This is a genomic window from Roseococcus suduntuyensis (assembly GCF_014196305.1).
Taxonomy (GTDB): domain Bacteria; phylum Pseudomonadota; class Alphaproteobacteria; order Acetobacterales; family Acetobacteraceae; genus Roseococcus; species Roseococcus suduntuyensis.
This window is the reverse complement of the sequence record NZ_JACIDJ010000001.1, coordinates 358,293-380,320: the sequence shown is the minus strand read 5'-3', so window position 1 is coordinate 380,320 and position 22,028 is coordinate 358,293. Positions and strand designations below refer to the sequence as shown.

Annotated in this window: 24 protein-coding genes; 10 read left to right on the top strand and 14 right to left on the bottom strand. The window is 72.7% G+C overall.

The features are described from left to right. Positions 1–164: 164 nt before the first annotated feature. The 3 genes from GGQ83_RS01745 to GGQ83_RS01735 are packed head-to-tail and all read right to left on the bottom strand — an operon-like array spanning position 165 to position 1,818. A complete protein-coding gene (locus GGQ83_RS01745) occupies positions 165–941 on the bottom strand; it encodes a sulfite exporter TauE/SafE family protein (protein WP_184381874.1) in 777 nt (258 codons plus the stop codon). Between the two features lie 3 nt (positions 942–944). Beyond that, on the bottom strand, positions 945–1,475 hold the full coding sequence (locus GGQ83_RS01740; RefSeq protein ID WP_184381873.1) for a rhodanese family protein: 531 nt from the start codon (positions 1,473–1,475) through the stop codon (positions 945–947). Between the two features lie 19 nt (positions 1,476–1,494). Further along, entirely contained in the window at positions 1,495–1,818 is a 324-nt protein-coding gene (locus GGQ83_RS01735) for an ArsR/SmtB family transcription factor (RefSeq protein ID WP_184381872.1), read from the bottom strand. A gap of 77 nt (positions 1,819–1,895) precedes the next feature. On the opposite strand from GGQ83_RS01735, the gene GGQ83_RS01730 reads away from it, so the two are divergent. Beyond that, on the top strand, positions 1,896–2,777 hold the full coding sequence (locus GGQ83_RS01730; RefSeq protein ID WP_184381871.1) for an MBL fold metallo-hydrolase: 882 nt from the start codon (positions 1,896–1,898) through the stop codon (positions 2,775–2,777). Between the two features lie 100 nt (positions 2,778–2,877). Continuing rightward, positions 2,878–3,093 carry a DUF3126 family protein gene (locus GGQ83_RS01725; protein ID WP_184381870.1) on the top strand — a complete coding sequence of 72 codons (216 nt, stop codon included), beginning with the start codon at positions 2,878–2,880 and terminating at the stop codon, positions 3,091–3,093. Between the two features lie 8 nt (positions 3,094–3,101). On the opposite strand, the gene GGQ83_RS01720 is transcribed toward GGQ83_RS01725, so the two are convergent. The 3 genes from GGQ83_RS01720 to GGQ83_RS01710 form a co-directional block, all read right to left on the bottom strand. Continuing rightward, on the bottom strand, positions 3,102–5,120 hold the full coding sequence (locus GGQ83_RS01720; protein WP_184381869.1) for an ATP-binding protein: 2,019 nt from the start codon (positions 5,118–5,120) through the stop codon (positions 3,102–3,104). Positions 5,121–5,197: 77 nt separating this feature from the next. Beyond that, entirely contained in the window at positions 5,198–5,836 is a 639-nt protein-coding gene (gene cysE, locus GGQ83_RS01715) for a serine O-acetyltransferase (RefSeq protein WP_184381868.1), read from the bottom strand. A gap of 2 nt (positions 5,837–5,838) precedes the next feature. Further along, on the bottom strand, positions 5,839–6,864 hold the full coding sequence (locus tag GGQ83_RS01710; RefSeq protein ID WP_184381867.1) for a cysteine synthase A: 1,026 nt from the start codon (positions 6,862–6,864) through the stop codon (positions 5,839–5,841). Between the two features lie 237 nt (positions 6,865–7,101). Between GGQ83_RS01710 and GGQ83_RS01705 the strand changes: the two genes are divergently transcribed. The 3 genes from GGQ83_RS01705 to GGQ83_RS01695 are packed head-to-tail and all read left to right on the top strand — an operon-like array spanning position 7,102 to position 8,953. After that, a complete protein-coding gene (locus GGQ83_RS01705; protein ID WP_184381866.1) occupies positions 7,102–8,052 on the top strand; it encodes a Bug family tripartite tricarboxylate transporter substrate binding protein in 951 nt (316 codons plus the stop codon). A gap of 56 nt (positions 8,053–8,108) precedes the next feature. Then, positions 8,109–8,333, top strand: a complete 225-nt coding sequence (locus GGQ83_RS01700; protein WP_184381865.1) for a hypothetical protein — start codon at positions 8,109–8,111, stop codon at positions 8,331–8,333. Further along, positions 8,330–8,953, top strand: a complete 624-nt coding sequence (locus GGQ83_RS01695) for an SOUL family heme-binding protein (RefSeq protein WP_184381864.1) — start codon at positions 8,330–8,332, stop codon at positions 8,951–8,953. The genes GGQ83_RS01700 and GGQ83_RS01695 overlap by 4 nt, the downstream gene beginning before the upstream one ends. Here GGQ83_RS01695 and GGQ83_RS01690 read toward each other — a convergent pair. The 8 genes from GGQ83_RS01690 to GGQ83_RS01655 form a co-directional block, all read right to left on the bottom strand. Continuing rightward, entirely contained in the window at positions 8,940–9,293 is a 354-nt protein-coding gene (locus GGQ83_RS01690; protein ID WP_184381863.1) for a hypothetical protein, read from the bottom strand. The genes GGQ83_RS01695 and GGQ83_RS01690 overlap by 14 nt on opposite strands. Next, positions 9,290–10,267, bottom strand: coding sequence for a zinc-binding dehydrogenase (locus GGQ83_RS01685; RefSeq protein WP_184381862.1), 978 nt, complete (start codon positions 10,265–10,267; stop codon positions 9,290–9,292). Before GGQ83_RS01685 ends, GGQ83_RS01690 begins: the two co-directional genes overlap by 4 nt. 12 nt (positions 10,268–10,279) lie before the next feature. Beyond that, entirely contained in the window at positions 10,280–10,711 is a 432-nt protein-coding gene (locus GGQ83_RS01680; protein ID WP_184381861.1) for a GNAT family N-acetyltransferase, read from the bottom strand. Continuing rightward, positions 10,708–11,166 carry a CopD family protein gene (locus GGQ83_RS01675; protein ID WP_184381860.1) on the bottom strand — a complete coding sequence of 153 codons (459 nt, stop codon included), beginning with the start codon at positions 11,164–11,166 and terminating at the stop codon, positions 10,708–10,710. Before GGQ83_RS01675 ends, GGQ83_RS01680 begins: the two co-directional genes overlap by 4 nt. Positions 11,167–11,235: 69 nt before the next feature. Continuing rightward, complete coding sequence (gene parA, locus GGQ83_RS01670; protein WP_184381859.1) at positions 11,236–11,859, bottom strand: ParA family partition ATPase; 624 nt, start codon at positions 11,857–11,859, stop codon at positions 11,236–11,238. Between the two features lie 36 nt (positions 11,860–11,895). After that, positions 11,896–12,525: an Asp/Glu racemase gene (locus GGQ83_RS01665; RefSeq protein WP_184381858.1), complete on the bottom strand. Its 630-nt coding sequence runs from the start codon at positions 12,523–12,525 to the stop codon at positions 11,896–11,898. Positions 12,526–12,533: 8 nt separating this feature from the next. Further along, complete coding sequence (locus GGQ83_RS01660) at positions 12,534–12,893, bottom strand: cytochrome C-552 (protein WP_184381857.1); 360 nt, start codon at positions 12,891–12,893, stop codon at positions 12,534–12,536. Further along, positions 12,893–14,218, bottom strand: a complete 1,326-nt coding sequence (locus GGQ83_RS01655; RefSeq protein ID WP_184381856.1) for a sulfite oxidase — start codon at positions 14,216–14,218, stop codon at positions 12,893–12,895. Before GGQ83_RS01655 ends, GGQ83_RS01660 begins: the two co-directional genes overlap by 1 nt. A 50-nt stretch (positions 14,219–14,268) precedes the next feature. Between GGQ83_RS01655 and GGQ83_RS01650 the strand changes: the two genes are divergently transcribed. The 5 genes from GGQ83_RS01650 to GGQ83_RS01630 all read left to right on the top strand — a co-directional run bounded on the left by GGQ83_RS01650 (position 14,269) and on the right by GGQ83_RS01630 (position 21,953). Next, positions 14,269–15,714 carry an NAD(P)H-hydrate dehydratase gene (locus GGQ83_RS01650; RefSeq protein ID WP_184381855.1) on the top strand — a complete coding sequence of 482 codons (1,446 nt, stop codon included), beginning with the start codon at positions 14,269–14,271 and terminating at the stop codon, positions 15,712–15,714. A gap of 11 nt (positions 15,715–15,725) precedes the next feature. Continuing rightward, positions 15,726–17,129 (top strand): malonyl-CoA decarboxylase, encoded by a 1,404-nt coding sequence (locus GGQ83_RS01645; RefSeq protein WP_184381854.1) that lies wholly within the window; start codon positions 15,726–15,728, stop codon positions 17,127–17,129. Between the two features lie 169 nt (positions 17,130–17,298). Beyond that, positions 17,299–17,994, top strand: coding sequence for a DUF1194 domain-containing protein (locus GGQ83_RS01640; protein ID WP_184381853.1), 696 nt, complete (start codon positions 17,299–17,301; stop codon positions 17,992–17,994). A gap of 83 nt (positions 17,995–18,077) precedes the next feature. Beyond that, the gene (locus GGQ83_RS01635) at positions 18,078–19,061 is read left to right on the top strand and encodes a YMGG-like glycine zipper-containing protein (RefSeq protein WP_184381852.1); all 984 of its coding nucleotides are present in this window, start codon (positions 18,078–18,080) and stop codon (positions 19,059–19,061) included. Then, positions 19,062–21,953: a caspase family protein gene (locus tag GGQ83_RS01630; protein WP_184381851.1), complete on the top strand. Its 2,892-nt coding sequence runs from the start codon at positions 19,062–19,064 to the stop codon at positions 21,951–21,953. The last annotated feature ends 75 nt before the right edge of the window (positions 21,954–22,028 follow it).

The following is a 22,028-nucleotide window of genomic DNA, read 5'->3' as shown; positions in this document are numbered from 1 at the left end:
CGGCCCCGCGTCCGATCGGCTTCGGCGTCTTCGCCGGGGCCGTGAATCGGCCGCTCAGCCCCGCGTCCGATCGGCTTCGGCGTTTTCGCCGGAGACGTGAATCGGCCGCTCAGCCCCGCGTCCGATCGGCTTCGGCGTTTTCGCCGAAGACGTGAATCGGCCGCTCAAGCGAGCGTCCGCACCAGCATGAACACGGCCAGCGCCAGCAGCATCACCGCGAACACCCGCGTCAGCACGCCGCGCCGCGTGGCCAGCCCACGCGCCAGGCGCGCGCCGCCCAGGCTGCCCAGCACGCCGCCCGCCACGAACAGCGCGGCCATCCACCAATCCACCAGCCCGGACAGCGCATAGCTTGCGGCCGTGGTGGCACCGAAGGCCGTCACCGCCACCAGCGAGGAGCCGATGGCGTTCAGCGAGCCCATGCCCGTCGCCGCCATCAGCCCCGGCACGGCGAGGAACCCGCCGCCGATCCCGAAGAAGCCCGACAGCAGACCCGTCGCGCCCCCGGCCCCCACCAGCGCCGGCGCATTCCCGCGTGAGAGGCGCACGGTGGTGGTGGGCACGGGTTCGCCCTTGCGCAGCATCAGCACGGCCACCACCGCCATCAGCACGGCGAAGGCGGCCAGCAGCGCCTGCCCGTCCACCTGCTTGCCGATGGCCGCACCCGCGAAGGCGCCGGCCACGCCCACGGTGGCGAAGACGCTGGCGCAGGGCCAGCGCACATTCCCCGCCCGCGCATGGCTCATCAGGCCCAGCCCCGCATTGAGCGCCACGGCCACCGCGCTGGTGCCGATGGCCAGGTGCGCCTGCGGCATCCCTACGAGATAGACCAGCAGCGGCACGGCCAGGATGGACCCCCCGCCGCCCACCAGTGCGAGGGTGAACCCCACCAGCGAGCCGGAAGCCCCGGCCAGCACGGCCTGGACCGCGGAGATGTCCATGGCTCAGGCCACCGCGCGCTTGTTCCAGGGCATCATGGCCAGCGCGTTCGCCATGGGGCAGAGACCCACCACGCCCGCCATCACCAGCCCGCCACCGACAAAGGCCGAGAGCAGGTGGAACATGGGTGACACCGCGAAGCCCAATACGGCGCCGATCACGACCAGCGATCCCGCCACGATCTGCACCTGGCGCATCAGCGGCAGGGGCGCCTTGCGGTTTTCCGCCACGGGCAGCCCGGCCTGGCGCCAGGCGTCGAGGCCGCCTTCCACGATCATCGCCTCGCAGCCGGGGGCGCGGGCGGCCAGCGCCGCGGCGTTCTCGGCCGTGCGGCGGCCGGACTGGCAGTGGAAGATGACGGGCTTGCCCGCCTGCACGGCGAGTTCGGCCTCCTGCACGCGCGAGATGGGCAGGTGCGCCGTGCCGGGGATGTGGGCGCGGGCGCGCTCATCGGCCTCGCGCACGTCCACGAGGATGGCGTCGCCGGACTTCAGCAGGGCGGCGGCGCGGGCGGGGGTGATGGTGGGAAGGGTCATGGCATGGTCTCCTGAGGGTTCAATGGGTGAGGGCGGGTGCGTGCGCTTCGCAGAACAGCTCGTGCAGCGCGGCCATCAGTCGGCCCACCCGCGGGTCGGCGATGCGGTAGTGCAGATGCGTCCCTTCCCGCCGCCGCGCGACCAGGCCCTCCGCGCGCAGGCGCATCAGGTGCTGGGACAGCGCGGCCTGAGACAGGCCCACCCGTTCCGCCAACCGCCCCACCGTCACCTCGCCCTCGGCCGCGAGCTGGCAGAGCAGCATCAGCCGGCGGGCATTGGCGAGCTGCCGCAGGAGGGCCGCGGCATCCTGGGCGTGGGTCTCGAGTTGGGAAGCGGGGTCCATCGGGAAGGGCTCGTCTATTCGTTGACGCTAAGATAGCGAACGCTTATATATAAGTCAACACGCATACGGAGACCGTCATGCCCGCCCCCCTGATCCAGCCCTTCTTCGACGAGCCCACCAACACGGTCAGCTACCTGGTCTCGGACCCCGCCACGAAGCAGGCCGCGATCCTGGACCCCGTCCTGGACTGGGACCACAAGTCCGGCACGGCCGACACCGCCTTCGCCGACCGCATGCTGAAGGCCGCGGAGGAACAGGGCCTCAAACTCGTGCTGGTGCTGGAGACCCACGCCCATGCCGACCACCTGACGGCCGCGCCCTGGATCAAGGCGAAGACCGGCGCGCGCATCGGCATCGGCGAGCACATCACGGAGGTGCAGCGCATTTTTCGGCCCGTCTTCGCTGCCGACGACGTGAAGGCGGGCGGCGGTGATTTCGACCTGCTCTTCACCGATGGCGAGCGCTTCATGCTGGGCGGCCTCACCGTGGAGGTGATGCACCTGCCCGGGCACACGCCGGCCTGCATCGCTTATCGCTTCGGCGACGACGTCTTCGTGGGCGACACCATCTTCATGCACGACTACGGCACCGCCCGCGCGGACTTCCCGGGCGGTGACGCGCGCACGCTCTACCGTTCCATCAAGCGCCTGCTCAGCCTGCCCGGCCACACGCGGCTGTGGATGTGCCATGACTACAAGGCGCCCAACCGCGACACCTATGCCTGGCAATCCACCGTGGCCGATCAGCGCGCCCACAACCCGCATGTGAAGGACGGCAAGACCGAGGAGGAGTTCGTGGCCTTCCGCCAGGGCCGCGACGCGACCCTCTCGGCGCCCACGCTGCTGCTGCCCTCCATCCAGGTGAACATCCGCGCCGGACGCTTCCCACAGGCCGAGAGCAATGGCGTGCGCTACCTCAAGGTGCCGGTGACGGCGCGCAACCCGGCGGGGGTGATGTAGCCCCGGGGCGCGGGCATGGCGGCCTCCCGGCCTTCGGGTTGGACAAGCGCGGCCGGGGCGCCTATTCGCACCCCCCGCGCCACACAGGGATGATCAGACCATGAAGCCCGCCGAAATCCAGGCCGTCCAGGCCCATCTCCGCCGCCTCCTGGGCACGCAGAAGCTGACCATCCGCGCGGCCCAGACCCGCAACGGCCCGGTGGAACTGCTGGTGGATGGCGAGACCATCGGCACCGTGGACCGCGATGACGAGGATGGCGAAGTGGCCTACCACATCACCATCTCGGTCCTGTCCGAGGACCTGCCCCTCAACTGAGGGGCGCTTCAGCTCAAGGGGTGCCCGCACACCAGCCGGCGGAGGGCCTGCTGCAGATCGTCCGGCCGGCAGGGCTTTCGCAGCAGCAGCGACCTGCCGTCGAGTTGCTCCAGTTCCGGCTCGGCATGGCGCGAGACGAAGAGGACCGGCAGGTCCGGCCGGTCGCGCCAGGCGGCGCGGGCCAGTTCGGGGCCGGACAGGCCCGGCGGCATCCGCATGTCGGTGATCAGCACGTCCGGGGCCAACCCCTCCGCCAGCAGGCCTAGCGCCGTCGTGCCGTCCGGGGCGGAGGTCACGCTGTGGCCAAGTGCCGCCAGCAGGTCGGCCAGCATCATCCGCACCGAGGCCTCGTCCTCCACCAGCAGCAGCCGCAGCTTGCGGACGGGCTTTTCCGCATCGGGCGGGCGGGGCTGGGCGGGCCCGGTGATGGCGGGCAGCAGCAGATGGACGGCGGTGCCCTGGCCCGGCGCGCTCTCCAGGCGGACCATCCCGCCCGATTGCCGTGCCAGCCCCTGCGTCTGGCTGAGGCCGAGCCCGCTGCCACCGCTGTCGCCCTTGGTGGTGAAGAAGGGCTCCAGCGCGCGGCTGCGCACCGCCTCGCTCATGCCGATGCCGGTGTCGCGCACCGTCAGCACGGCGTAGCGGCCAGGGGAGAGAGGCGGGGAGAGGGGCGGGGAGAGGGGCGGGGCGGGAGCGCCTTCCTCCTTGCGCGCGGCCAGGGTCTCGGTGCCGAGCGAGAGCATGAGGCGCCCGCCCTCGGGCATGGCATCGCGCGCGTTCACGGCGAGGTTCAGCACCACGAATTCGAGCTGGGTGGGGTCCACCAGCGCCACCGGCGGGTCCGGCGGCAGGTCGAGCGTGATTTCCACCGCGCTGCCGCAGGTGGTGCCCAGCAAAGGCAGCATCCCTTCCAGCAGCGGCGCCAGCGCGACGGCGCGCGGTTCCAGGGGTTGGCGGCGCGAGAAGGCGAGGAGCTGCCCGGTCAGCGCCGCCCCGCGCGCCACGGCGTCGCGCAGCATCGCCATGCGTCCGGGCCGCCGCGCATCCTCGGGCGTGGCCTCCAGCAGGTCGAGCCCCGCCTGGATCACGGCGAAGAGGTTGTTGAAGTCATGCGCCACGCCCCCGGTGAGTTGGCCGATGGCCTCCGCGCGCTGGCTGCGCTGCAAGGCGGCCTCGGTGCGGCGACGCTCCTCCATCTCGGCCTTGAGCGAGGCGGCCAGCGCGGCCGAGCGCAGCTGCGCCGCCGCGGCCGCGCGTTCCAGCCGCACCAGGTCGGTCACGTCCACATGCACGCTGATGCCGATGCCGTCCTGGGTGCGGCGTTCGCTCACGCGCACCCAGCGGTCGCCCGGCAGGGGAACCTCGAAGGGGGCGCCCTCGAAGCGGGGGTTGTCCGTCAGGGCCACGCGCGCCTCCGCCGCGCCGGGACGGCCGGCCCAGAGCGCCTCCACCAGCGTGCGGAAATCCTGCCCCTGGGCATCCGTCGCATGGTCCAGGCCATAGATGGCGGCGAAGCGGTTGTTCACGGAGAGGATGCGGTCATTCTCGTCGCGCACCATCGCGCCATCGGCGATGAGCGGCACCTCGTCCTGCCGCAACTCGGGCAGGTGTTCCTCGGTCAGCCCCGCCTCGCCCCCCGGCCCGGCGCCGAGCGGCACCCAGACGCGCAACCGGCTGCCATCGAGCATCGGCAGCACCGCCACGCGCAGCCGCCGGCCGCGGTGCACGAATTCGAAGGGCCAGGACTGGCGTTCATGCCGCAGGATGCCATCGGCGATGTGCCGGTCCATGTGCGCGGCCTCGGCCTCGCTCAGCCGGGTCGCGTAGAAGCGGCGCAGATTTTCGGCATAAGGCTCGCCCGGATAGACATGGCCCGCATGCTCGGGGAAGTAGCAGAGGAAGCTGTCATTCCAGAGACGGGTGCGGTGCCGCGCGTCGAAGACGCACATGGCGAGGCCCATGGAATCCAGAAGCCTGGCCAGTTCGGCCAGGGGCACCACGGTCGCCTCGACCCCGGCCTCTGCCATTTACGCCCTCCTTCGACCCCTCTCGAATTGATACGAGTGGTGTCATCATGTCGAGGGGGTGGCAAGTTGAAAGGGAGTCACCCGGCCAGGCGACGTTCCAGCAAGACCTTGAGGGCACGAAGTTCCGCTTCCACCGTGGCCAGACGTTCCCCCACCGGATCGGCCTCGCCGGCCGGCAGGCCGTAACCCACGGTGGCGGTATCCGGGCAGTCCGCGCCCACGCAGCGTGCCGGGATGCCGACGACGGTGGTGTGCGGCGCCACGGGGGCCACCACCACGGAGTTGGCGCCGATGCGGCTGCGCTCGCCCAGTGTGATGGGCCCCAGCACCTGCGCGCCGGCGCCGATGATGACGCCATCCTGCACGTCCGGATGCCGCTTGCCGGCCTTCATGGACAGGCCCCCCAGTGTGACGCCGTGGTAGATGGTGACGTCGTCGCCGATGGTCGCGGTCTCGCCGATCACGACGCCCATGCCGTGGTCGATGAACAGCCTTTGGCCGATGCGCGCGCCGGGATGGATCTCGATGCCCGTCAGCATCCGCCCCAGATGCGAGGCGAAGCGCCCCAACCCGCGCAACCCACGGCGCCAGAGCCAGTGTGCCAGCCGGTGCCACAGCACCGCGTGCAGGCCAGGATAGGAGAAGATCACCTCCGGCCAGGAGGGGCGGGCCGGGTCCCGTTCCCGGATGGAGCGGCCGAGGGCGATGATCTCCATGGTCAGTTCACCAGCCAGGGTGGGGCGGGCAGGTTCTTGCCGCGCAGGAATTCGGGGTTGAACAGCTTGGACTGGTAGCGCGCCCCGCCGTCGCACAGGATGGTGACGATGCGATGCCCGGGGCCGAGGCGCCGGGCCACCCGGATGGCGGCCGCCACGTTCAGCCCCGCGCTGCCGCCGATGCACAGGCCCTCATGTATGGTCAGGTCGAAGACCTGTTCCAGCGCCTCCTCGTCCGGCACCTGCACGGCGTCGTCAATCCGCACGCCTTCAAGGTTCGCCGGCACGCGCGACTGGCCGATGCCCTCGGTGATGGAGCCGCCTTCGCTCATCACCGGCGTGCCGGTCTTCACCCAGGAATAGAGGGCCGAGCCCATGGGGTCCGCCAGGATGATCAGCGTGCTGGGGTCCGCCCGCGTCAGGGCCATGGCGACGCCCGCCAGCGTGCCGCCGGTGCCACAGGCGCAGGTGAAGGCGTCCACGCGCCCGCCCGCCTGGGCCAGGATCTCCGCGCCCGTGGTCCGCCTGTGGCCCTCGCGGTTGTCGAGGTTGTCGAACTGGTTGGCCCAGATGGCGCCGCCGGGATGGCTCTGCGCCAGCTCCTCCGCCAGGCGGCGGCTGACATGGACGTAGTTGCCCGGGTCCTTGAAGGGCTTTGCCGGCACCAGGCGCAGATCGGCGCCGATCATGCGGAGAAAGTCGATCTTCTCCTGGCTCTGCGTCTCCGGCATCACGATGACGCTGCGGTAGCCGCGGGCATTGCCCACCAGCGTCAGGCCGATGCCGGTGTTGCCGGCCGTGCCCTCCACGATCAGCCCGCCGGGGCGGAGGTCGCCGCGCGCCTCGGCGCCCTCGATGATGGCGAGTGCGGCGCGGTCCTTCACGCTGCCGCCGGGGTTCATGAACTCCGCCTTGCCCAGGATGTCGCAGCCCGTGGCGGCCGAGGCCCGGGCCAGCCGGATCAATGGCGTATGGCCGATGGCGCCAAGCAGGCCGGTGACGGGGGAGGGGGGAGGGGGCGCGTCCATGACGAGAGCATATCAGCCGGGCGGGGGAGTGAAACAAGTGCGGCATGAGGGGCGCACATCACGCGCGAGGAGGGTTTTTAAAAGGCGCACGCGCAATCGGGAATTGCATCTTGTTTTCCACGAATGCGCACGCGTATATAACGCCCATGGATGCGCCATTTCCCCGCGATAAAGAACGATGTCGGAAGGTGGATTAACCCGCCCACCCCTTCATCCCACTGTCCGGAGACACCATCCATGCACCGCCGTTCCCTCCTTGCCGCCCTGCCGGCGCTCTCCCTCGCCGCGCCGGCCCTGGCGCAGTCCGACCGCCCCATCCGCCTGATCGTCCCTGTCGCGCCAGGTGGCAGCCAGGACATCGTGGCGCGCCTCTTCGCCCGTCATCTCGGCCCCGTGCTGGGGCAGAACATCGTGGTGGAGAACCACCCCGGCGCCGGCAGCAACATCGGCTATGCGCTGGGCGCCCGCGCGCGGCCGGATGGGCTGACGCTGGTCGCGGGCTCGGACAGCCTGTCCATCAACCGGTCCCTGTTCCGCAACCTGGGCTTCGACCCGGTGCAGGATTTCGCGCCCGTCGCCCAGGCCACCTCGGTCCCGCAAATCCTGGTGGTGCGCGCGGATTCCCCCATCCGCGACCTGGCCGGCTTCGTCGCCGCCAGCCGGGCCGAGCCGCTGGCCGTCGGCACGCCCGGCAATGGCAGCCTGTCACACCTGCTGCTGGAACTGCTGCAACAGGCCAGCGAGACGCGGGTGATCCACGCGCCCTATCGCGGCGGCGCGCTGGCGCTGGTGGATCTGATGGGCGGGTCGTTGCAGGGCGTCATGATCAACATCGGCGCCATCACGGACCGCGTGCGGGCGGGGCAGTTGCGCGGCATCGCCGTCTCCACCGCGAGCCGAGCCGCCGCCCTGCCCGATGTGCCGAGCTTCGCCGAAGCGGGCTTCGCGGGCTTGGCCGTGGCCGGTTGGCATGGGCTGGTGGCGCCCCGCGGCACGGACCCCGCCGTGGTGGCGCGACTGCATGCGGCGCTGGTCCAGGTGCTGGCCCTGCCGGAGGTGACGCAGCGCCTGCACGCGCTGGGCATCGAGCCCGTCACCGAACCGCCCGAGGCGCTGGGCGAACGCCTGCGCGCCGACGCCACCCGCTGGGAGGCGGTGATCCGCCGCACCGGGATGCGGCCCGACTGATGCCTTGCCCCGACTGAGGTGTTGCGAAGAGCGGCGGCGGGGCGACATGCTGGGCCATGTCGCTCCATTTCGTCCTTTGGCATATCGGCATCGGCGCGCTGCTGTCGGCGGGCTTCGTGGCGGCGTTGCTGCACACCGACCTGCACGGCATCGGCACGCTGCTGCTGCGCGCGCCCGAGCACCCCTTCCCGCTGCTGCTGCTGTGGTTCTTCCTGGGGCTGACCTTCGCCTCGGTGCAGCTCGGCACCGCCATCATGCTGCATTTCCGCGAGGAGCCATGAGGCGCCTTGTCCCCCTGCTGCTTGCGCCCCTGCTGGCGGCGTGTTCCGTGGTGGGCATGCGCTCCACCGAGGAACCCGCCTTCACCGTGATGGCCCGCGAGGGCGAGACCGAAATCCGCCGCTACGCCCCGCGCCTGCTGGCCGAGGTGGTGGTCCGTGGCGACGAGGCCGCGGCCCGCAACCAGGGTTTCCGCCCGCTCGCCGCCTTCATCTTCGGCGAGAATGCCGCCGCCGAGCGCATCGGGATGACCGCGCCCGTGGCGCAATCCGGCGAGCGCATCGGCATGACGGCCCCCGTCGCGCAAGTGGCCGAGGGCGATGCCTGGCGCATCGGCTTCTTCATGCCCGCCCGCTACAGCCGCGCCACCCTGCCCCTCCCGCGTGACCCCGCCATCACCATCCGGGAACTGCCCGAGGCGCTGGTCGCGGTGCGGCGCTTCGCCGGCCTGCCCAGCCCGGAGGCGGTGGCGGCGGCGCGGGCGGCGCTGGAGGCGGAGCTGGCCGGCACCCCTTGGCGCGCCACCGGCCCGGGCGGCGCCTGGTTCTATGATCCGCCCTGGACCATCCCGGCACTCCGCCGCAGCGAGGTCTGGGTGCCCGTCGCGGCTACTGGCAGCTGATCCGCGTGGCCGCCGCCAGACGGTCGGGCGTCATGGGCGGCACGCCGGGGCGGCGGTTCTGGTAGCCCAGCGGCACCGACCAGGTGGCGCCGGGGGGCAGGCTGCGCGGGGTGCCCGCGGGCCGGCCCAGCGCATCGCCGGTGAAGAGCACCACGACGCGGAGCGGCACGCTGTGGGTGTTCCGCAGATGCGCCACGAAATGCGAGCGGGGGTTTTGCCCCGTGGTGCCGCGCACCTCGAAGCCCTCGGCCGTCAGCCGCCCGTTGCAATAGGTGGTGGGCTGGGCGGCGGCGGGCAGGGCCAGCGGCAGCGCCGCCACCGCCAGCAGCCAAGCCCTCACGTCGTCACCATCGCGATCTTGCCGAAGTGGCGGTTGGCCTTCATGTGGGCCAGCGCCTCGGCCACCTCGTCCAGGTGGAACACGCGGTCGAGCGGCAAGGCGAGCTTGCCTTCGGTCAGCGCTGGCCAGAGGTCGGCCCGCATGCGGCGGACGATCTCGCGCACCTCGGCCACGCTGCGCGTGCGGAAGGTGACGCCGATATAGCTGATGCGCCGCGCGGCATGCAGGTCGAAGTCGAACTCCGCCACCGCGCCGCCCAGCCGCCCGACATTCACGATGCGCCCGAGAATGGCCGTCGCCGCCAGCGTCTGCGAGACGAGCTTCCCGCTGATCTGGTCCACCACCGCATCCACGCCGCGCCCGCCCGTGGCGTCCAGCACCTGCTGGACCCATGCGGGGTCGTTGGTGTCCACGGCCAGCGTCGCGCCGAATTCGGAAAGCCGCGCGCGCTTCTCCGGGTTGGTGGAGGTGCCGACCACCACCGAGGCCCCCATCAGCCGGGCGATCTGCAAGCCCATCAGCCCCACGCCGGAGGAGGCGCCCTGGATCATGATGGCGGCACCAGGCTTGCACAGCCCGTGCGTCACCACCGCGTCATGCATGGTCTGCAGCGCGATGGGCAGGGTGGCCGCCTGTTCCCAGGAAAGGTTGCTGTCCGGCACCGGCGCCACCCGGCCCCAATCGGCCAGGGCATATTCGGCATAGGACGCCGCCATGGAGGCCATGACGCGCATGCCCGGCCGCACGCTGTCCGGCACCTCGCTGCCCACCTCCACCACCTCGCCCGCGCCCTCCAGGCCCGGGATGGCGCCCGGCCCGCCCATGGCGCCGTGCTTGTGGCCGGCGGCGACACCCAGGTCCGCGCGGTTCAGCCCGATGGCCCGCAGGCGGATCAGCACCTGCTCCGGTCCCGGCTTGGGGACGGGCACTTCCTTCACGACGAGACCCTGCTCGGTGACGACGGCGGCTTTCATGGACGGTGTTTCCTACAGTTTCTTGCGATACCAGATGCGCGAATGGCCGGGCGGCATGCCATCCAGCCGCCCCGCCTCCTGCCAGCCATTGCGCTCCCAGAAATGGGGGGCCTGGAAGCTGAAGGTGTCGGTGTAGGCATCGGTGCAGCCGCGCGCGCGGGCCAGGGCCTCGGCGCGGCCCAGCAGCTCGGTGCCCAGCCCCTTGCCGCGCATCTCGCGCGAGAGCCACAGCCAGTCGATGAACAGCCAGTTCCAGTAGGTGAGGCCGAGCAAGCCGCCCTTCACCACCTCGTTCTCGTCGCGGGCCAGCACCGTCACCGGCTCGCGGTCATAGGGCCCGCCCATCTCCTGGTTGTAGCCGTGCAGCCCGCGCTGGATGGCGGCGACGGCCTCCAGCTCCGGATAGTCGTCGTCGCTGATGGAGATGCCCGCGGGAAGGCTCATCCCAGTCGACCCCAGCCCGCCACGCCGACGGTGAGGATGCCCAGGACGAAATTCACCAGGATGAGCTGGCGGATGCGGTCATTGGCGGCCGCGGCACCCGAAGTGTCGCCGGCGGCGAGTGCGGCGCGCATCTGCTTCCAGGGCCCGGTGAAGATGGCGATGAAGACGGCCGCCATCAGGATGCCCGTGAGGTGCATCAGGTGGACATGCCAGCCCACGCCGCGAAAGCCGCCATAATAGCCGAAGAGCAGCCAATAGCCGCTCAGCAGCACGATGGCGACGGCGTGCCACACCACCAGGAAGAAGCGCCGGTGCACGCCGCCCATCAGCGCCATGCGCTGCGCGGGTTCGAGCGTGGCCAGCGCCGGCCGCAGCGCCATGAGCGCGAAGCCCATGCCACCGACCCAGAGCACGGCGAAGACGAGGTGAAGCGTGTAGGCGAGGTTGGAGATCATGGAACCAAGCTAATCCCTGACTGCCACTGTTGGAATGACCCCGCGCGGAAAGTTCCCGCCTCGGAAAGTTCAGGGGGTGAAGCCTCGCAGCGCCGCCGCCAGCGCCCGCATCTCGGACGCCGCCATGCCGCGCGGCTCGCTTTCCGTCACCCCCATGCCCAGGGCGAAGGCGGCGGCGAAGGCGGAACGGTTGCCCAGCCTCTCCTCCAGCACCGGCGACCCACGGCGGGCGAGCTCGCCCAGGATCACGTCGCGCAGCTTGCCGGTGGGCGGCATGCGGTTCAGCACCAGGCGATAGTCGCGGCGCTCGGCTTCGGCGAGGTTCAGCGTGGCCTCGCTGGCCCAGAGGTCGGGCAGGGAGGGTTGCAGCGGCACCAGCACCAGGTTGGCGGCGCGGATGGCCAGGCGGGATTCGGTCTCGGCATGGGGCGGCGTGTCGATCACCACGAAATCGGCCTCGCGGCGGTGGCGGTCCAAGGCGCCCTGCACGCGCCAGCCGGCCGGCGCCTCGAAGGCGAGCGGCCCGGCATCGGCCCCGCGCAGCGCCTGCCAGCGCGCCAGCGTGCCCTGGGGGTCGGTGTCGAGCAGGGCGACACGGCCGCCGCCCTCGCCCAGCGCCACGGCGAGGTTGGCCGCCAGGGTGGACTTGCCCGCCCCCCCCTTCTGCTGCGCGACGGTGATGACGAAGGCCATGGCCGTCCCCCTGCTGGTCCGATTCGCGGACCCACCCTACCCCATTTTGCGATGCTGCAACGCAGCGCGCGCCGCGGCCATCACGGCGGTGCCCGGCACGGTCAGAGGCGGGGCCTCGGGCAGCAGCGCGGCGGCGGGGGCCATGGAGGCCTGGGCCAGCGCCACCCGCCCCCGCCGGCCGCGTGCCGCCTGGGCGATGGCGGCGTGGTATTCCTCGAACTTGCCTTCCTGGAACAGCGCCCAGGCGCCGGGCACGCCGTAGAGCCCGACATCGGCGCCGGTCTGCGCCGCGGCCTCGGAGAACAGCTTCCAGGTGCTGGCCCGCGTGCTGGGCGCGGCATAGAGCACCGTCACCTCGCCGCCCGAACGCGCGGCGGCGGCGGCCAGCGCGGCATCGGCGCGCAGCACGGGGCGGGGGGCGTCCTGCGCCCGCTCCACCGCCTCGCCGATGGTCGAGCAGGTCAGCAGCACGGCATCCGCGCCCTGGGCCATGGCGCGCAGCAGCGCCGCCACCTCTTCCAGCAGCGCGGCATCGGGCGTGCGGAGCCATTCGGGGCGGCATTCATGGGTCAGCCGCAGGGCGCCGCCGGGCAGGGCGGCGGCCGCGGCGTCGAACAGCGCGGCGTTGGAGGCGCCCGTGTGCAGGCAGGCGATGGTGAGCGCCACGCGGTCCTTCAGTTCAGGAAGGGGTTGCGGGCGCCGGGGCGCGTCTGGGCCGGGCCGAAATGCTGGGCCAGGTAGGTCACGATCAGGCGGCGCTCATCGCCTTCCAGCGGTGCCATCCCGTGCACCTCGGTCATCCAGGTCATCAGCTCGTCCCAGCGGGCTTCGCTGAAGCGGCTGCGGCGGATGATCGCGGTGCTGTGGCAGGCGGTGCAGGCGTAGAAAACCTCTTCCTGCCCCTCTCCGGCGGGGAGGATGGAAGGTTCCTCGGTGGGCTGCGTCGCCTGGTCGAGGCTGGTCTGGGCGATGACATGCGGGGCGAGGGCCAAGCCCCCGCCCAGCATCAGCGCGAAGGCAAGCTGACGCAGCATCAGCCCACCAGGATCGCGGCGCGGCTGATGGCGTTGGCGCCATAGCCCTGCGGGTTCCAGTTGGCGGGCGCGTGCGGCTGCATGCGGCCCTCGCTGTCGGTGGCGCGATACCACACCTCGTAATAGCCGTCGGAGGGCAGGGCCACGCGGCCTTCCCAGCGCTGCCAGGCATGGCGGTTGGCGGGGGCGGCGACGCGCATCTCGGTCCAGGTCTGGCCGAAATCCACGCTGGCATGGACGGCGCGCACCGTATGGTCGCCCGCCCAGGCCGCGCCGCGCAGGTCCAGGCTGCGGGTGCCCGCCGCCAGCCGCGTGCCATGCGCGTGCGAGGACAGGATGGACCGCACGGGCATGGAGGTCATGTCCGCGAAATCCGCGCCGTCATTGCTGCTGCCGGGCACGATGGGCCGCACCGGCATGCGGTAGCTGGTGCCGCCCATGCCCTGGCCGCGATGCGGCTGCGGCAGCAGGGTGATGCGCGTGAACCACTTCTGGCTGAGGCTGCCCGGCCAGCCCGGCACCAGCATCCGCACGGGCGCGCCGTTGATGTGCGGGATGGGCCCGCCATTCACCGCGAAGGCGATCAGCGTGTCCTCGTCCATGGCCTTGGCGACGGGCATGCCACGGCTGATGGCAGCGCGGTCGGTGGCGCCCGACAGATGCGGGTCCGCGCCGAAATGGCCGGTGTAGCGCCCGCTGTCCTTCACGCCGGCGGCGCGCAGCACGTCGCGCAGGCGCACGCCGGTCCAGGCCGCGTTGCAGATGGCGCCATTGCCCCACTGGTTGCCGCGCGTCTGCGGCTGGAACTGCGCGCGGCCATTGCCACCGCATTCCATCTGGAGCTGGAGCGTCACGTTCTGGAAGCGGCTCCGCAACTCGGCCACCGTCAGCGTCAGTGGGGTGTTCACCTCGCCGTCAATCGTGACGCGCCAGCCATCGGGGTTCGACGCGACCTCGGGGAGCTGGCCGTTGTTGCGGACGAAGATCTTGTCGTTGGGCGTGACGGCATCGTCCAGCGCGGTCTCGGGCGCTTCCAGCACCAGCGGGCGCTCGCCCTGAAGGATCATCTCCACCTTGCCGTCGATCCGCATCATCTGCGGGCCGGAGGCGCCTTGGGCGGCGGCGGGGCGGGTGAAGAGGGCGGGCAGCGTGCCCTCGGGCATCTGGGCCGAGAAAGAAATGGCGCCGCCCACCGCGGTGCCCATGGCGGCCAGCGCGGCGCCCTTCAGCGCGCCGCGCCGGTTCCACACCAGGGCATCGGCGCGTTCGGGATCATCGGCGTAGAGTTCGGCGGCACTGCGTTCGGTGCGGAAAGCCTTTTTCATCTCAACGTCCTCCCTCAATTCTCTGGGCATTCTTAAGGGGTTTGGCACATATGTCCACCCGATCCGACCTGGCCTTGCTGACCCCCGCCGAGATGGCCGAGGCCGACCGGCTGGCCGGCAACGGCCCCGCGCTGATGGAGGCGGCGGGGCGCGCCGTGGCCCGCGCCATCCAGGCGCGCTTCCGCCCCTGCCGCGTGCTGGTACTGGCCGGGCCGGGCAACAATGGCGGGGATGGCTATGTGGCCGCCCGACACCTGGAGCGCGCGGGATGGGGCGTGGCGGTGGCCCCGCTGGCCCCGCCGCGCCCGGGCAGCGATGCGGCCGGTGCCGCCGCGCGCTGGCGGGGGCCGGTGCGACCACTGACCGCGGCCACGATCGCGCGCGCCGGGCTGGTGGTGGACGCGCTGTTCGGCGCCGGGCTGGCGCGGCCGCTGGAGCCGGGGCTGGCGGACCTGCTGCGGGGTGTCGCGGCGCCGCTGGTGGCGGTGGATATGCCCTCCGGCGTCTGCGGCGCCACGGGTGCCGTGCGCGGCTTCGCGCCCCAGGCCGCGCTGACCATCACCTTCTTCCGCCGCAAGCCGGGGCATCTGTTGAACCCGGGGCGCGACCTCTGCGGCGAGGTGGCGCTGGCCGATATCGGCCTGCCCGCCCACGTGCTGGACGCCATCGCCCCGCGCGCCTTCGCCAATGGCCCGGCGCTCTGGACGCTGCCCCGGCCCGGCGCGGCCACGCACAAGCACAGCCGTGGGCATGTGGTGGTACTGTGCGGGACGGAGATGCCGGGCGCCGCACGCCTCGCCGCCCAGGCGGCACGGCGCGCCGGGGCGGGGCTGGTGACGCTGGCCTGCGCGGACCCTGGCCTGGCGCGCGGGCTGCGCCTCGCGGAACCGGGAATGCTGGTCAGCGAGGCGCCGCTCGCTGCGCTGATCGAGGCCCTGCCGCGCGCCGTCTTCCTGGCCGGCCCCGGATTGCCGCTCGATGGCGCCACCCGCGCGGCGCTGGCCGCGCTGCACGCCGCGCGACGCGCCACGGTGCTGGACGCCGGGGCGCTGACCGCCTGCGCCGGGGCGCCCGAGTTGCTGTCCGGCGCCGCCCTCCTCACCCCCCATGCGGGCGAGTTCACGCGCCTCTTCGGCCCGCCCGGCGAGGACCGGCCCGCCACGGTGCGCGCCGCCGCCGCGCGGACGGGCGCCGTGGTGCTGCTGAAGGGAAGCGACACCCTCATCGCCGCGCCCGATGGCCGCCTCGTCATCAACCATGGCGCGCCGCCCTGGCTTGCCACCGGCGGCACGGGCGATGTGCTGGCGGGCATGGCCGCCGCGCTGCTGGCGCAGGGGATGGAGCCCTTCGAGGCCGCCGCCGCCGCCGCCTGGTGGCAGGGTGCCGCCGCGCGCCACGCCGGTCCCGGCCTGCTGGCGGAGGACTTGCCCGAAAGCCTGGAAGCGGCCCAATCGTCCTTTGTTTCCGGATATTTCCGCGCTACATTGCCGGACTGACGGAGACGATGATGCCTGACACGGTCCTGCCTGCCGGCGAAACCCTGATGGACCGCGCGCTCCGCCGCGTCACGGGCCTGTGGCGCGACATGGCGGATCGCGTGGGGCCGCGCGAGGCCGAGAACCTCGACATCGCGGCCCAGATGCGCGCCTGCCTGGCGGGCAAGGGGGGCGAGGTCTCGGCCCGTGGCCGTGCCGCCCTGCTGGCCACCGCCTACCGCAGCCTGCCGCGCGAGGAACGCCTCGCCTTCCTTCGCACCCTGGCCGGCTTCGACGCCGACCAGAAATCCGTCGAGGAGGCCATCGCCGCCTGGAGCGCAGCACCCGACCCCGCCGCCCGCGCCGCCGCCAAGGTGCGGATGCGCCGCGCGCTGGAAGCGCCCCGCATCCGGCTGTTGCAGCAGTTCGCCGCCATCCCGGACGGCATGCGCCTGCTGGTGGATCTGCGCGAGGATCTGCTCCGCGCCGCCGAGGGCGACCCGCTGCTGCGCGCCCTGGAAGCCGACCTGCGCGGGCTGCTGGCCGCCTGGTTCGACGTGGGCTTCCTCGAACTGCGCCGAATTGATTGGAACTCGCCCGCCGCGCTGCTGGAGAAGCTGATCCGTTATGAGGCGGTGCATCGCATCGAAAGCTGGGACGACCTCAAGAACCGCCTCGATTCCGACCGCCGCTGCTACGCCTTCTTCCACCCCCGCATGCCGGAGGAGCCGCTGATCTTCGTGGAGATCGCGCTGGTGAAGGGGCTCGCCGCCAGCGTGCAGGCGCTGCTGGACCCGACGGCCGACGTGCTGGACCCCACCCAGGCCGACACCGCCATCTTCTACTCCATCAACAACTGCCAGCGCGGGCTGGACGGGATCGCCTTCGGCAACTTCCTCATCAAACGGGTGGTGGAGGTGCTGGGGCGCGAATTCACGAACCTCAGGCAATTCGCCACCCTCTCGCCGGTGCCGGGCTTCTGCCGCTGGCTCTCCAAGAGCGAGGAGGCGGGCGATGCCACGCTGCTCACGCCCGACGAGGCCAACGCCCTCCGCGCCGCCAGCGGTGCCGCGCCCGAGGTCGCGCCGCTGACCGCGCTGCATCTGCTGCTGGGCCGCCGCAACCTGGACGCCGCGGCGAACAAGGCGCTGGAAGGCGTGCTGACGCGGCTCTGCGCGCGTTGGGTCGCGGTGGAGGGGGCGCGCGACCCCAAGCGCGCGGCCGACCCCGTGGCGCATTTCCACCTCTCCAACGGCGCACGGGTGGAGCGGGTGAACTGGCGCGGCGACACCTCCGAGAAGGGGATGCGCGAAAGTGCCGGCCTTATGGTGAACTACCTCTACGACCCCGCCTTCATCGAGGACAACCACGAGGCCTATGTGGGCGAGGGCAAGCGCCCCATGGCCAATGGGGTGAAGAAGCTGCTGAAGGCATAGGCCGGGATGCGTTGAGGCGGAATCGCCGACAACGTTGAATCCCGGCGTCAGACGTGGCCGGGATGCGTTGAGGCGGGATCGCCGACAACGCTGAATCCCGCGTATTTCACTGGCAGGGCCAGGGGCCGCACCGCTAGGCTCGCGCTTCATTCGCGCCGTGAGGTCCCCCATGGCACCACCCTTCGTCCGGCGGGCCCTGCTCGCCGCGCCCGCCTTGCTGGCCGCGCCCGCCCGCGCGCAGTCGCAAACCCAGCTCGATGTGCTGCTGGTGCTGGCCATGGACGCCTCGGGCTCCATCGCGGAGGAGGAATTTCGCCTCCAGCGCGAGGGCTATGCGGAGGCCATCACCCACCCCGCCGTGCTGGCCGCCATCGCCTCCGGCCGGCGTGGCGCCATCGGGCTGGCCGCGCTGGAATGGGGCACGCCCGGCGGGTCGCAGGTGGTGGTGGACTGGATGCGCGTGGGCGGCATCGCCAGCGCGCAGGATTTCGCCGAGGCGCTGCTGGGCGCCCCCCGCACGCCGCAATCCTGGAACGCCATCGGCGATGCCATCCACCACGCGAGCCATATGCTGCGCGAGGGCCCCTTCACCGGGGAGCGCATGGTGATGGACATCTCGGGCGATGCCGGGGACATGCGCAGCCACCGCCCCGCGCCCATCGCGCGCGACATCGTGGTGCGGCGCGGCATGGTGGTGAACGCGCTGGCCATCGCGCCCGGCGGCCTGACGCGGAGCGGGGAGAATCTGGCCGCCATCTACGAACGCGACGTGATCGGCGGCCCCGGCGCCTTCGTCCTCCAGGCCGACAGCCGCATGGACCTGACGCGCTCGCTGCGCGCCAAGCTGATCCGCGAGATTTCCTGAGGCGCCGAAGCCTCTGGCCTTTCCCGCATTCCGCGCGTTACGCTCGCCCCACAACCTGGGGATGAAACGCCATGCCGCGCCCGATGTACCGCGCCACAGCCGCCCTGACCGCGGCCGTGATGCTCTCCGCCTGCGTCAGCACCCAGGCCGGGCGCATCGGCGCCGATGACGGGCGCGACGCCTGCCGTACCGAGCTGGTGGCGCTGGACAGCACCGGCGATTTCTATGGCGAAACCATCCTGCAGGGCGCGGCCATCGGCGCCGTGGGCGGCGCGCTGATCGGCGGCCTCGCCTCCGGCCGCTGGGAGGGCGCGCTGATCGGCGCCGTCGCCGGCGGCGCGGCCGGCGCCGCCACGGGCTACTGGGTGGCCGTGCAGCGCCAGGCGCAGGACCAGGCGGCGGTGACGGCGCAGATCGTGAACGACCTCTCGCGCGAGAACGCGCAGCTCGACCGCACGCAGGTCGCCTTCAACCAGTTGATGGATTGCCGCTTCCTTTCGGCCGAGCGCGTGCGGGTCGCGGTGCGCGAGGGCCGTCTCAGCCGCCCGGCGGGCCAGGCGCAGATGGCCGACATCCGCGCGCGGACCGAGCGCGACATCCAGCTGGCCCGCACCATCAGCGGCCGCATCGGCACCCGCGCGGCGGAGTTCGACACGGCCGTGGACAATGTGGTGCCCGGCGGCAAGGACAGCGTGCAGCGCGCCGTGGCCAGCCGCTCGCAATCCGTGCGCGTCACCGCGCGGCAAGCCGTGCCGGTGCGGCTGACGCCCAGCAGCAGCAGCGCGCAGGTGGCGCAGATCAATGCGCGCGACGTGGTGTCGGCCCGTCCTGGCCGCGACGGCTTCACCCTGGTCGAGACCTCCTCGGGCGTGCGCGGCTATGCGCCCACCTCGGCCTTCCAGACCACGCGCGGTCAGGCCGCCACGCTCGGCCAGTCGCCCGAGGTGGCGGGCGGGGACGTGCGCAGCCTCGCCGCCACGAACCTGGTGCGGCGTGAGGGCTTCAACGACAGCCTGGGCAATGTGGAGCGCCTTGCGCAGTCGGGTGGCTTCGAACTGGCGGGCTAGGTGCGCGCCGCCTGGCTTCTTCTCGCGCTGGCCCTGGTCTGGGCCGGCGCGGCCCGGGCCGACCCCCCGCGCGAGCCGGTGCTGCGGGTGGAGGCGGGCGCCCACAGCGCGCCGGTCTCGCGCCTGGCCACCGATGCGGCGGGGCGCCTGCTCGCCTCGGTGGGCGATGACAAGACGCTGCGCCTCTGGTCGCTGCCGGATGGCGCGGCGCTGGGTGTGCTGCGCCCGCCCATCGGGCCGCGCGGCGAGGGCGAACTCTATGCGGTGGCGCTGACGCCCGACGGGACGCGCGCCTTCGCGGCGGGCTTCACCGGCCATGGCTGGGACGGGGCCTTCGCCATCTACCTCTTCGACACGGGCACGGGGCGCATGCTGGCGCGGCTGCCCGGCCTGCCGGCGCCCGTGCTGCACATGGCCATCTCGGCCGATGGGGCGCGGCTGGCGGTGGCACTCGGCGGGCGCGCGGGCATCCGCGTCTTCGACGCCCGGCAGGGCAGGCTGCTCTTCGAGGACAGCCAGGGCTGGCAGGGCGCGGCGCGCATGGTGGCCTTCGCGCGGGACGGGCGGCTCGCCTCCACCTCGGCCGATGGGCAGGTGCGGCTGCATGACGGGCAGGGGCGGCGGGTGGCGGCCCGCGCCCCGGTGCAGGGCGCGCGGCCCTATGGGGTGGCGTGGTCGCCCGATGGCACGCTGCTGGCGGTGGGCTTCGAGGACCGGCTGCGGGTGGAGGTGATCTCCGGCGCCGACCTCGCCCCGGTGCTGACGCCGGACACCTCGCGCCTGGTGGGCGAAGGCCTGCCCGCCGTGACCTGGGCGGGCGACGGGCAGGGGGGCGTGCAGCTCCATGCCGCGGGCTATGCGCGGGCCGCGGCGTCCGTGCCCGGCCAGCCCGGCTTCGTGGTGCGCCGCTGGGCGGATTTCGGGCTGGGCCCGCCGCGCGACATCCCCGCCGCGCGCGACGCCATCGCGCATCTGCTGCCGCTGCCCATGGGGGGCGTGGCCTTCGCCGCCGCCGATCCGGGCTGGGGGCGCATCACGCCCGATGGCGCGCTGGCGCATTCGCCCACCGCGCCCAGCGCCGATTTCCGCGCGACGGGCGGGGCGCTCATGGCCAGCGCGGATGGGCGGGTGCTGGGCTTCGCCCTCGCGCCGCATGGCCCCCGGCTCCGCTTCGACGCCGCCGCCGGGCGGCTGGAGCCGGGCGGGGCCGAGGGGCTGGCCGGCGCCCGGCGCGAGGCCCCCCGCCTGCAAATCACGGATTGGCAGAACCGCGACCGCCCCCGCCTCAATGGCCGCCCGCTGCCCGACGCCCCCGGCGAGTTCAGCCGCAGCCTGGCCATCGCCCCCGATGGCGAGAGCTTCCTGCTGGGCTGGGACACCGCGCTGCGCCGCTATGACCGCCAGGGCCGCCTCATCGCGGAACTGCCGCTGCCCGCCACCGCCTGGGGCGTGGTGGCGCTGGAGGGCGTGGCCGTGGTGGCGCTGGGCGATGGCACGCTGCGCTGGATCGGCCTGGACGGGCCCCGCATGGAGGAACGCGCGGCCCTCTTCGTCCATGCCGATGCCGTGCGCTGGGCGATGTTCACGCCCGAGGGCCTCTTCGACCACGCCCCCCTGGGCGGGCAGGAACTGGTGGGGGTCCACCTCAACAATGGCCGCGCGCAGACGCCGGAATGGGCCAGCTTCCAGCAGGCCTACCGCGCCCTCTTCGCGCCCGCCGCCGTGCGCGCGCGCCTGGTGGGCGATGCGCGGCCCGCCCAGGCCCGCATGGCGGAGCTGGGCGATGTGCGCGCCCGAATCGGCCGCCTGCCGGCGCTGGCGCCCGGCGAGGCCTGCGCCGTCACCCCCGAGGGCTGCGTGGCCCTGCCCTGGGGCACGGCGGAACTGCCGGGCGAGGCCACCGCGCTGCGCCTCTCCTTCACGCTTTCCGACCGGGGCCTGGGGCTCGGTCCGCTCGACGTCATGGTGAACGGGCGGCTCGCGATGCGCAGCCCCACCACGCCGGGCCGGGGCGAGCTGGAAGTGCCGCTCGATCCCGGCCCCAACCGTGTGGCGGCGCGGCTCTACGCCGACGACCAGGCGCTGTTTGCCGAGGGGCCGGCGCTGGAGCTGCGCCGCGCCGGCGGCACCACAACCACCCCCGGCGCGGGGCGCCTCATCGTCGTCGCGGTGGGCGTGGACCAATATGCCGTGCGCGAATTGAACCTGCGCTTCGCGGTGGCCGATGCGCGCACCGTGGTGGAGACGCTGCGCGCGCGCGGCACGGGCGTCTTCCGCGAGGTGGTGGCCACCCTGCTGACCGATGCCCAGGCCACCCGCGCCAACATCCTGGGCGCGCTGGACGCCGCCGCCCGGCTGGCGCGGCCCGAGGACACCTTCGTGCTGTATCTGGCGGGCCATGGCATCCGCGCCGAGGGCGACCGCCGCTTCCTCTTCCTCCCGCACGAGGTCGCGGCCCCCAGCGCCGACATGCAGGCCCTGCAGCGCAGCGCGCTGGACGAGGGCGCGCTGGTGGCGGCGCTGGCCCGCATCCGCGCGCGGGACGGCTTCCTGTTCATTGATACCTGCCATGCCGGGCAGCTCACCATTGATAGTCTCGCGGCGCTCGGCAACGAGACGGGGCGCTTCCTGCTGGCCGCGAGCACCTCCGTGCAGGAGGCGCTGGACAGCTATGACGACCGCAACGGCGTCTTCGCCTTCGCCGTCAGGGAAGGGCTGACCGGCCGCGCGCCGGCGGACCAGGAGGGGCGCGTCTCGGCGCTCGCGCTGGGGGAATGGGTGACGCGCCGCGTGCCGCAACTGGCGGCCGAGCGCCAGCACCGGCAGGACGCGGTGTTCCGCTCCGCCCAGCGCGACCTGCGCTCCTTCCCGCTGGCGGGGGCGCCGCGGTGACCGGCGCTTCCAGTGCGGCGCGCCTCCGGCCTATGCTCCGTGAGGAAACCAAGGGAGCGAGCGGTTGAGCGGCGC

Bases quoted from the DNA above. Each gene is read 5' to 3' on its own strand.
- GGQ83_RS01680 (WP_184381861.1), bottom strand. From the start codon at position 10,711: ATGAGCCTTCCCGCGGGCATCTCCATCAGCGACGACGACTATCCGGAG.
- GGQ83_RS01710 (WP_184381867.1), bottom strand. From the start codon at position 6,864: ATGGACGCGCCCCCTCCCCCCTCCCCCGTCACCGGCCTGCTTGGCGCC.
- GGQ83_RS01645 (WP_184381854.1), top strand. From the start codon at position 15,726: ATGCCTGACACGGTCCTGCCTGCCGGCGAAACCCTGATGGACCGCGCG.
- GGQ83_RS01720 (WP_184381869.1), bottom strand. From the start codon at position 5,120: ATGGCAGAGGCCGGGGTCGAGGCGACCGTGGTGCCCCTGGCCGAACTG.
- GGQ83_RS01675 (WP_184381860.1), bottom strand. From the start codon at position 11,166: ATGATCTCCAACCTCGCCTACACGCTTCACCTCGTCTTCGCCGTGCTC.
- GGQ83_RS01725 (WP_184381870.1), top strand. From the start codon at position 2,878: ATGAAGCCCGCCGAAATCCAGGCCGTCCAGGCCCATCTCCGCCGCCTC.
- GGQ83_RS01655 (WP_184381856.1), bottom strand. From the start codon at position 14,218: ATGAAAAAGGCTTTCCGCACCGAACGCAGTGCCGCCGAACTCTACGCC.
- GGQ83_RS01745 (WP_184381874.1), bottom strand. From the start codon at position 941: ATGGACATCTCCGCGGTCCAGGCCGTGCTGGCCGGGGCTTCCGGCTCG.
- GGQ83_RS01700 (WP_184381865.1), top strand. From the start codon at position 8,109: ATGTCGCTCCATTTCGTCCTTTGGCATATCGGCATCGGCGCGCTGCTG.
- GGQ83_RS01730 (WP_184381871.1), top strand. From the start codon at position 1,896: ATGCCCGCCCCCCTGATCCAGCCCTTCTTCGACGAGCCCACCAACACG.
- GGQ83_RS01660 (WP_184381857.1), bottom strand. From the start codon at position 12,893: ATGCTGCGTCAGCTTGCCTTCGCGCTGATGCTGGGCGGGGGCTTGGCC.
- GGQ83_RS01695 (WP_184381864.1), top strand. From the start codon at position 8,330: ATGAGGCGCCTTGTCCCCCTGCTGCTTGCGCCCCTGCTGGCGGCGTGT.
- parA (WP_184381859.1), bottom strand. From the start codon at position 11,859: ATGGCCTTCGTCATCACCGTCGCGCAGCAGAAGGGGGGGGCGGGCAAG.
- GGQ83_RS01685 (WP_184381862.1), bottom strand. From the start codon at position 10,267: ATGAAAGCCGCCGTCGTCACCGAGCAGGGTCTCGTCGTGAAGGAAGTG.
- cysE (WP_184381868.1), bottom strand. From the start codon at position 5,836: ATGGAGATCATCGCCCTCGGCCGCTCCATCCGGGAACGGGACCCGGCC.
- GGQ83_RS01635 (WP_184381852.1), top strand. From the start codon at position 18,078: ATGTACCGCGCCACAGCCGCCCTGACCGCGGCCGTGATGCTCTCCGCC.
- GGQ83_RS01650 (WP_184381855.1), top strand. From the start codon at position 14,269: ATGTCCACCCGATCCGACCTGGCCTTGCTGACCCCCGCCGAGATGGCC.
- GGQ83_RS01740 (WP_184381873.1), bottom strand. From the start codon at position 1,475: ATGACCCTTCCCACCATCACCCCCGCCCGCGCCGCCGCCCTGCTGAAG.
- GGQ83_RS01735 (WP_184381872.1), bottom strand. From the start codon at position 1,818: ATGGACCCCGCTTCCCAACTCGAGACCCACGCCCAGGATGCCGCGGCC.
- GGQ83_RS01705 (WP_184381866.1), top strand. From the start codon at position 7,102: ATGCACCGCCGTTCCCTCCTTGCCGCCCTGCCGGCGCTCTCCCTCGCC.
- GGQ83_RS01640 (WP_184381853.1), top strand. From the start codon at position 17,299: ATGGCACCACCCTTCGTCCGGCGGGCCCTGCTCGCCGCGCCCGCCTTG.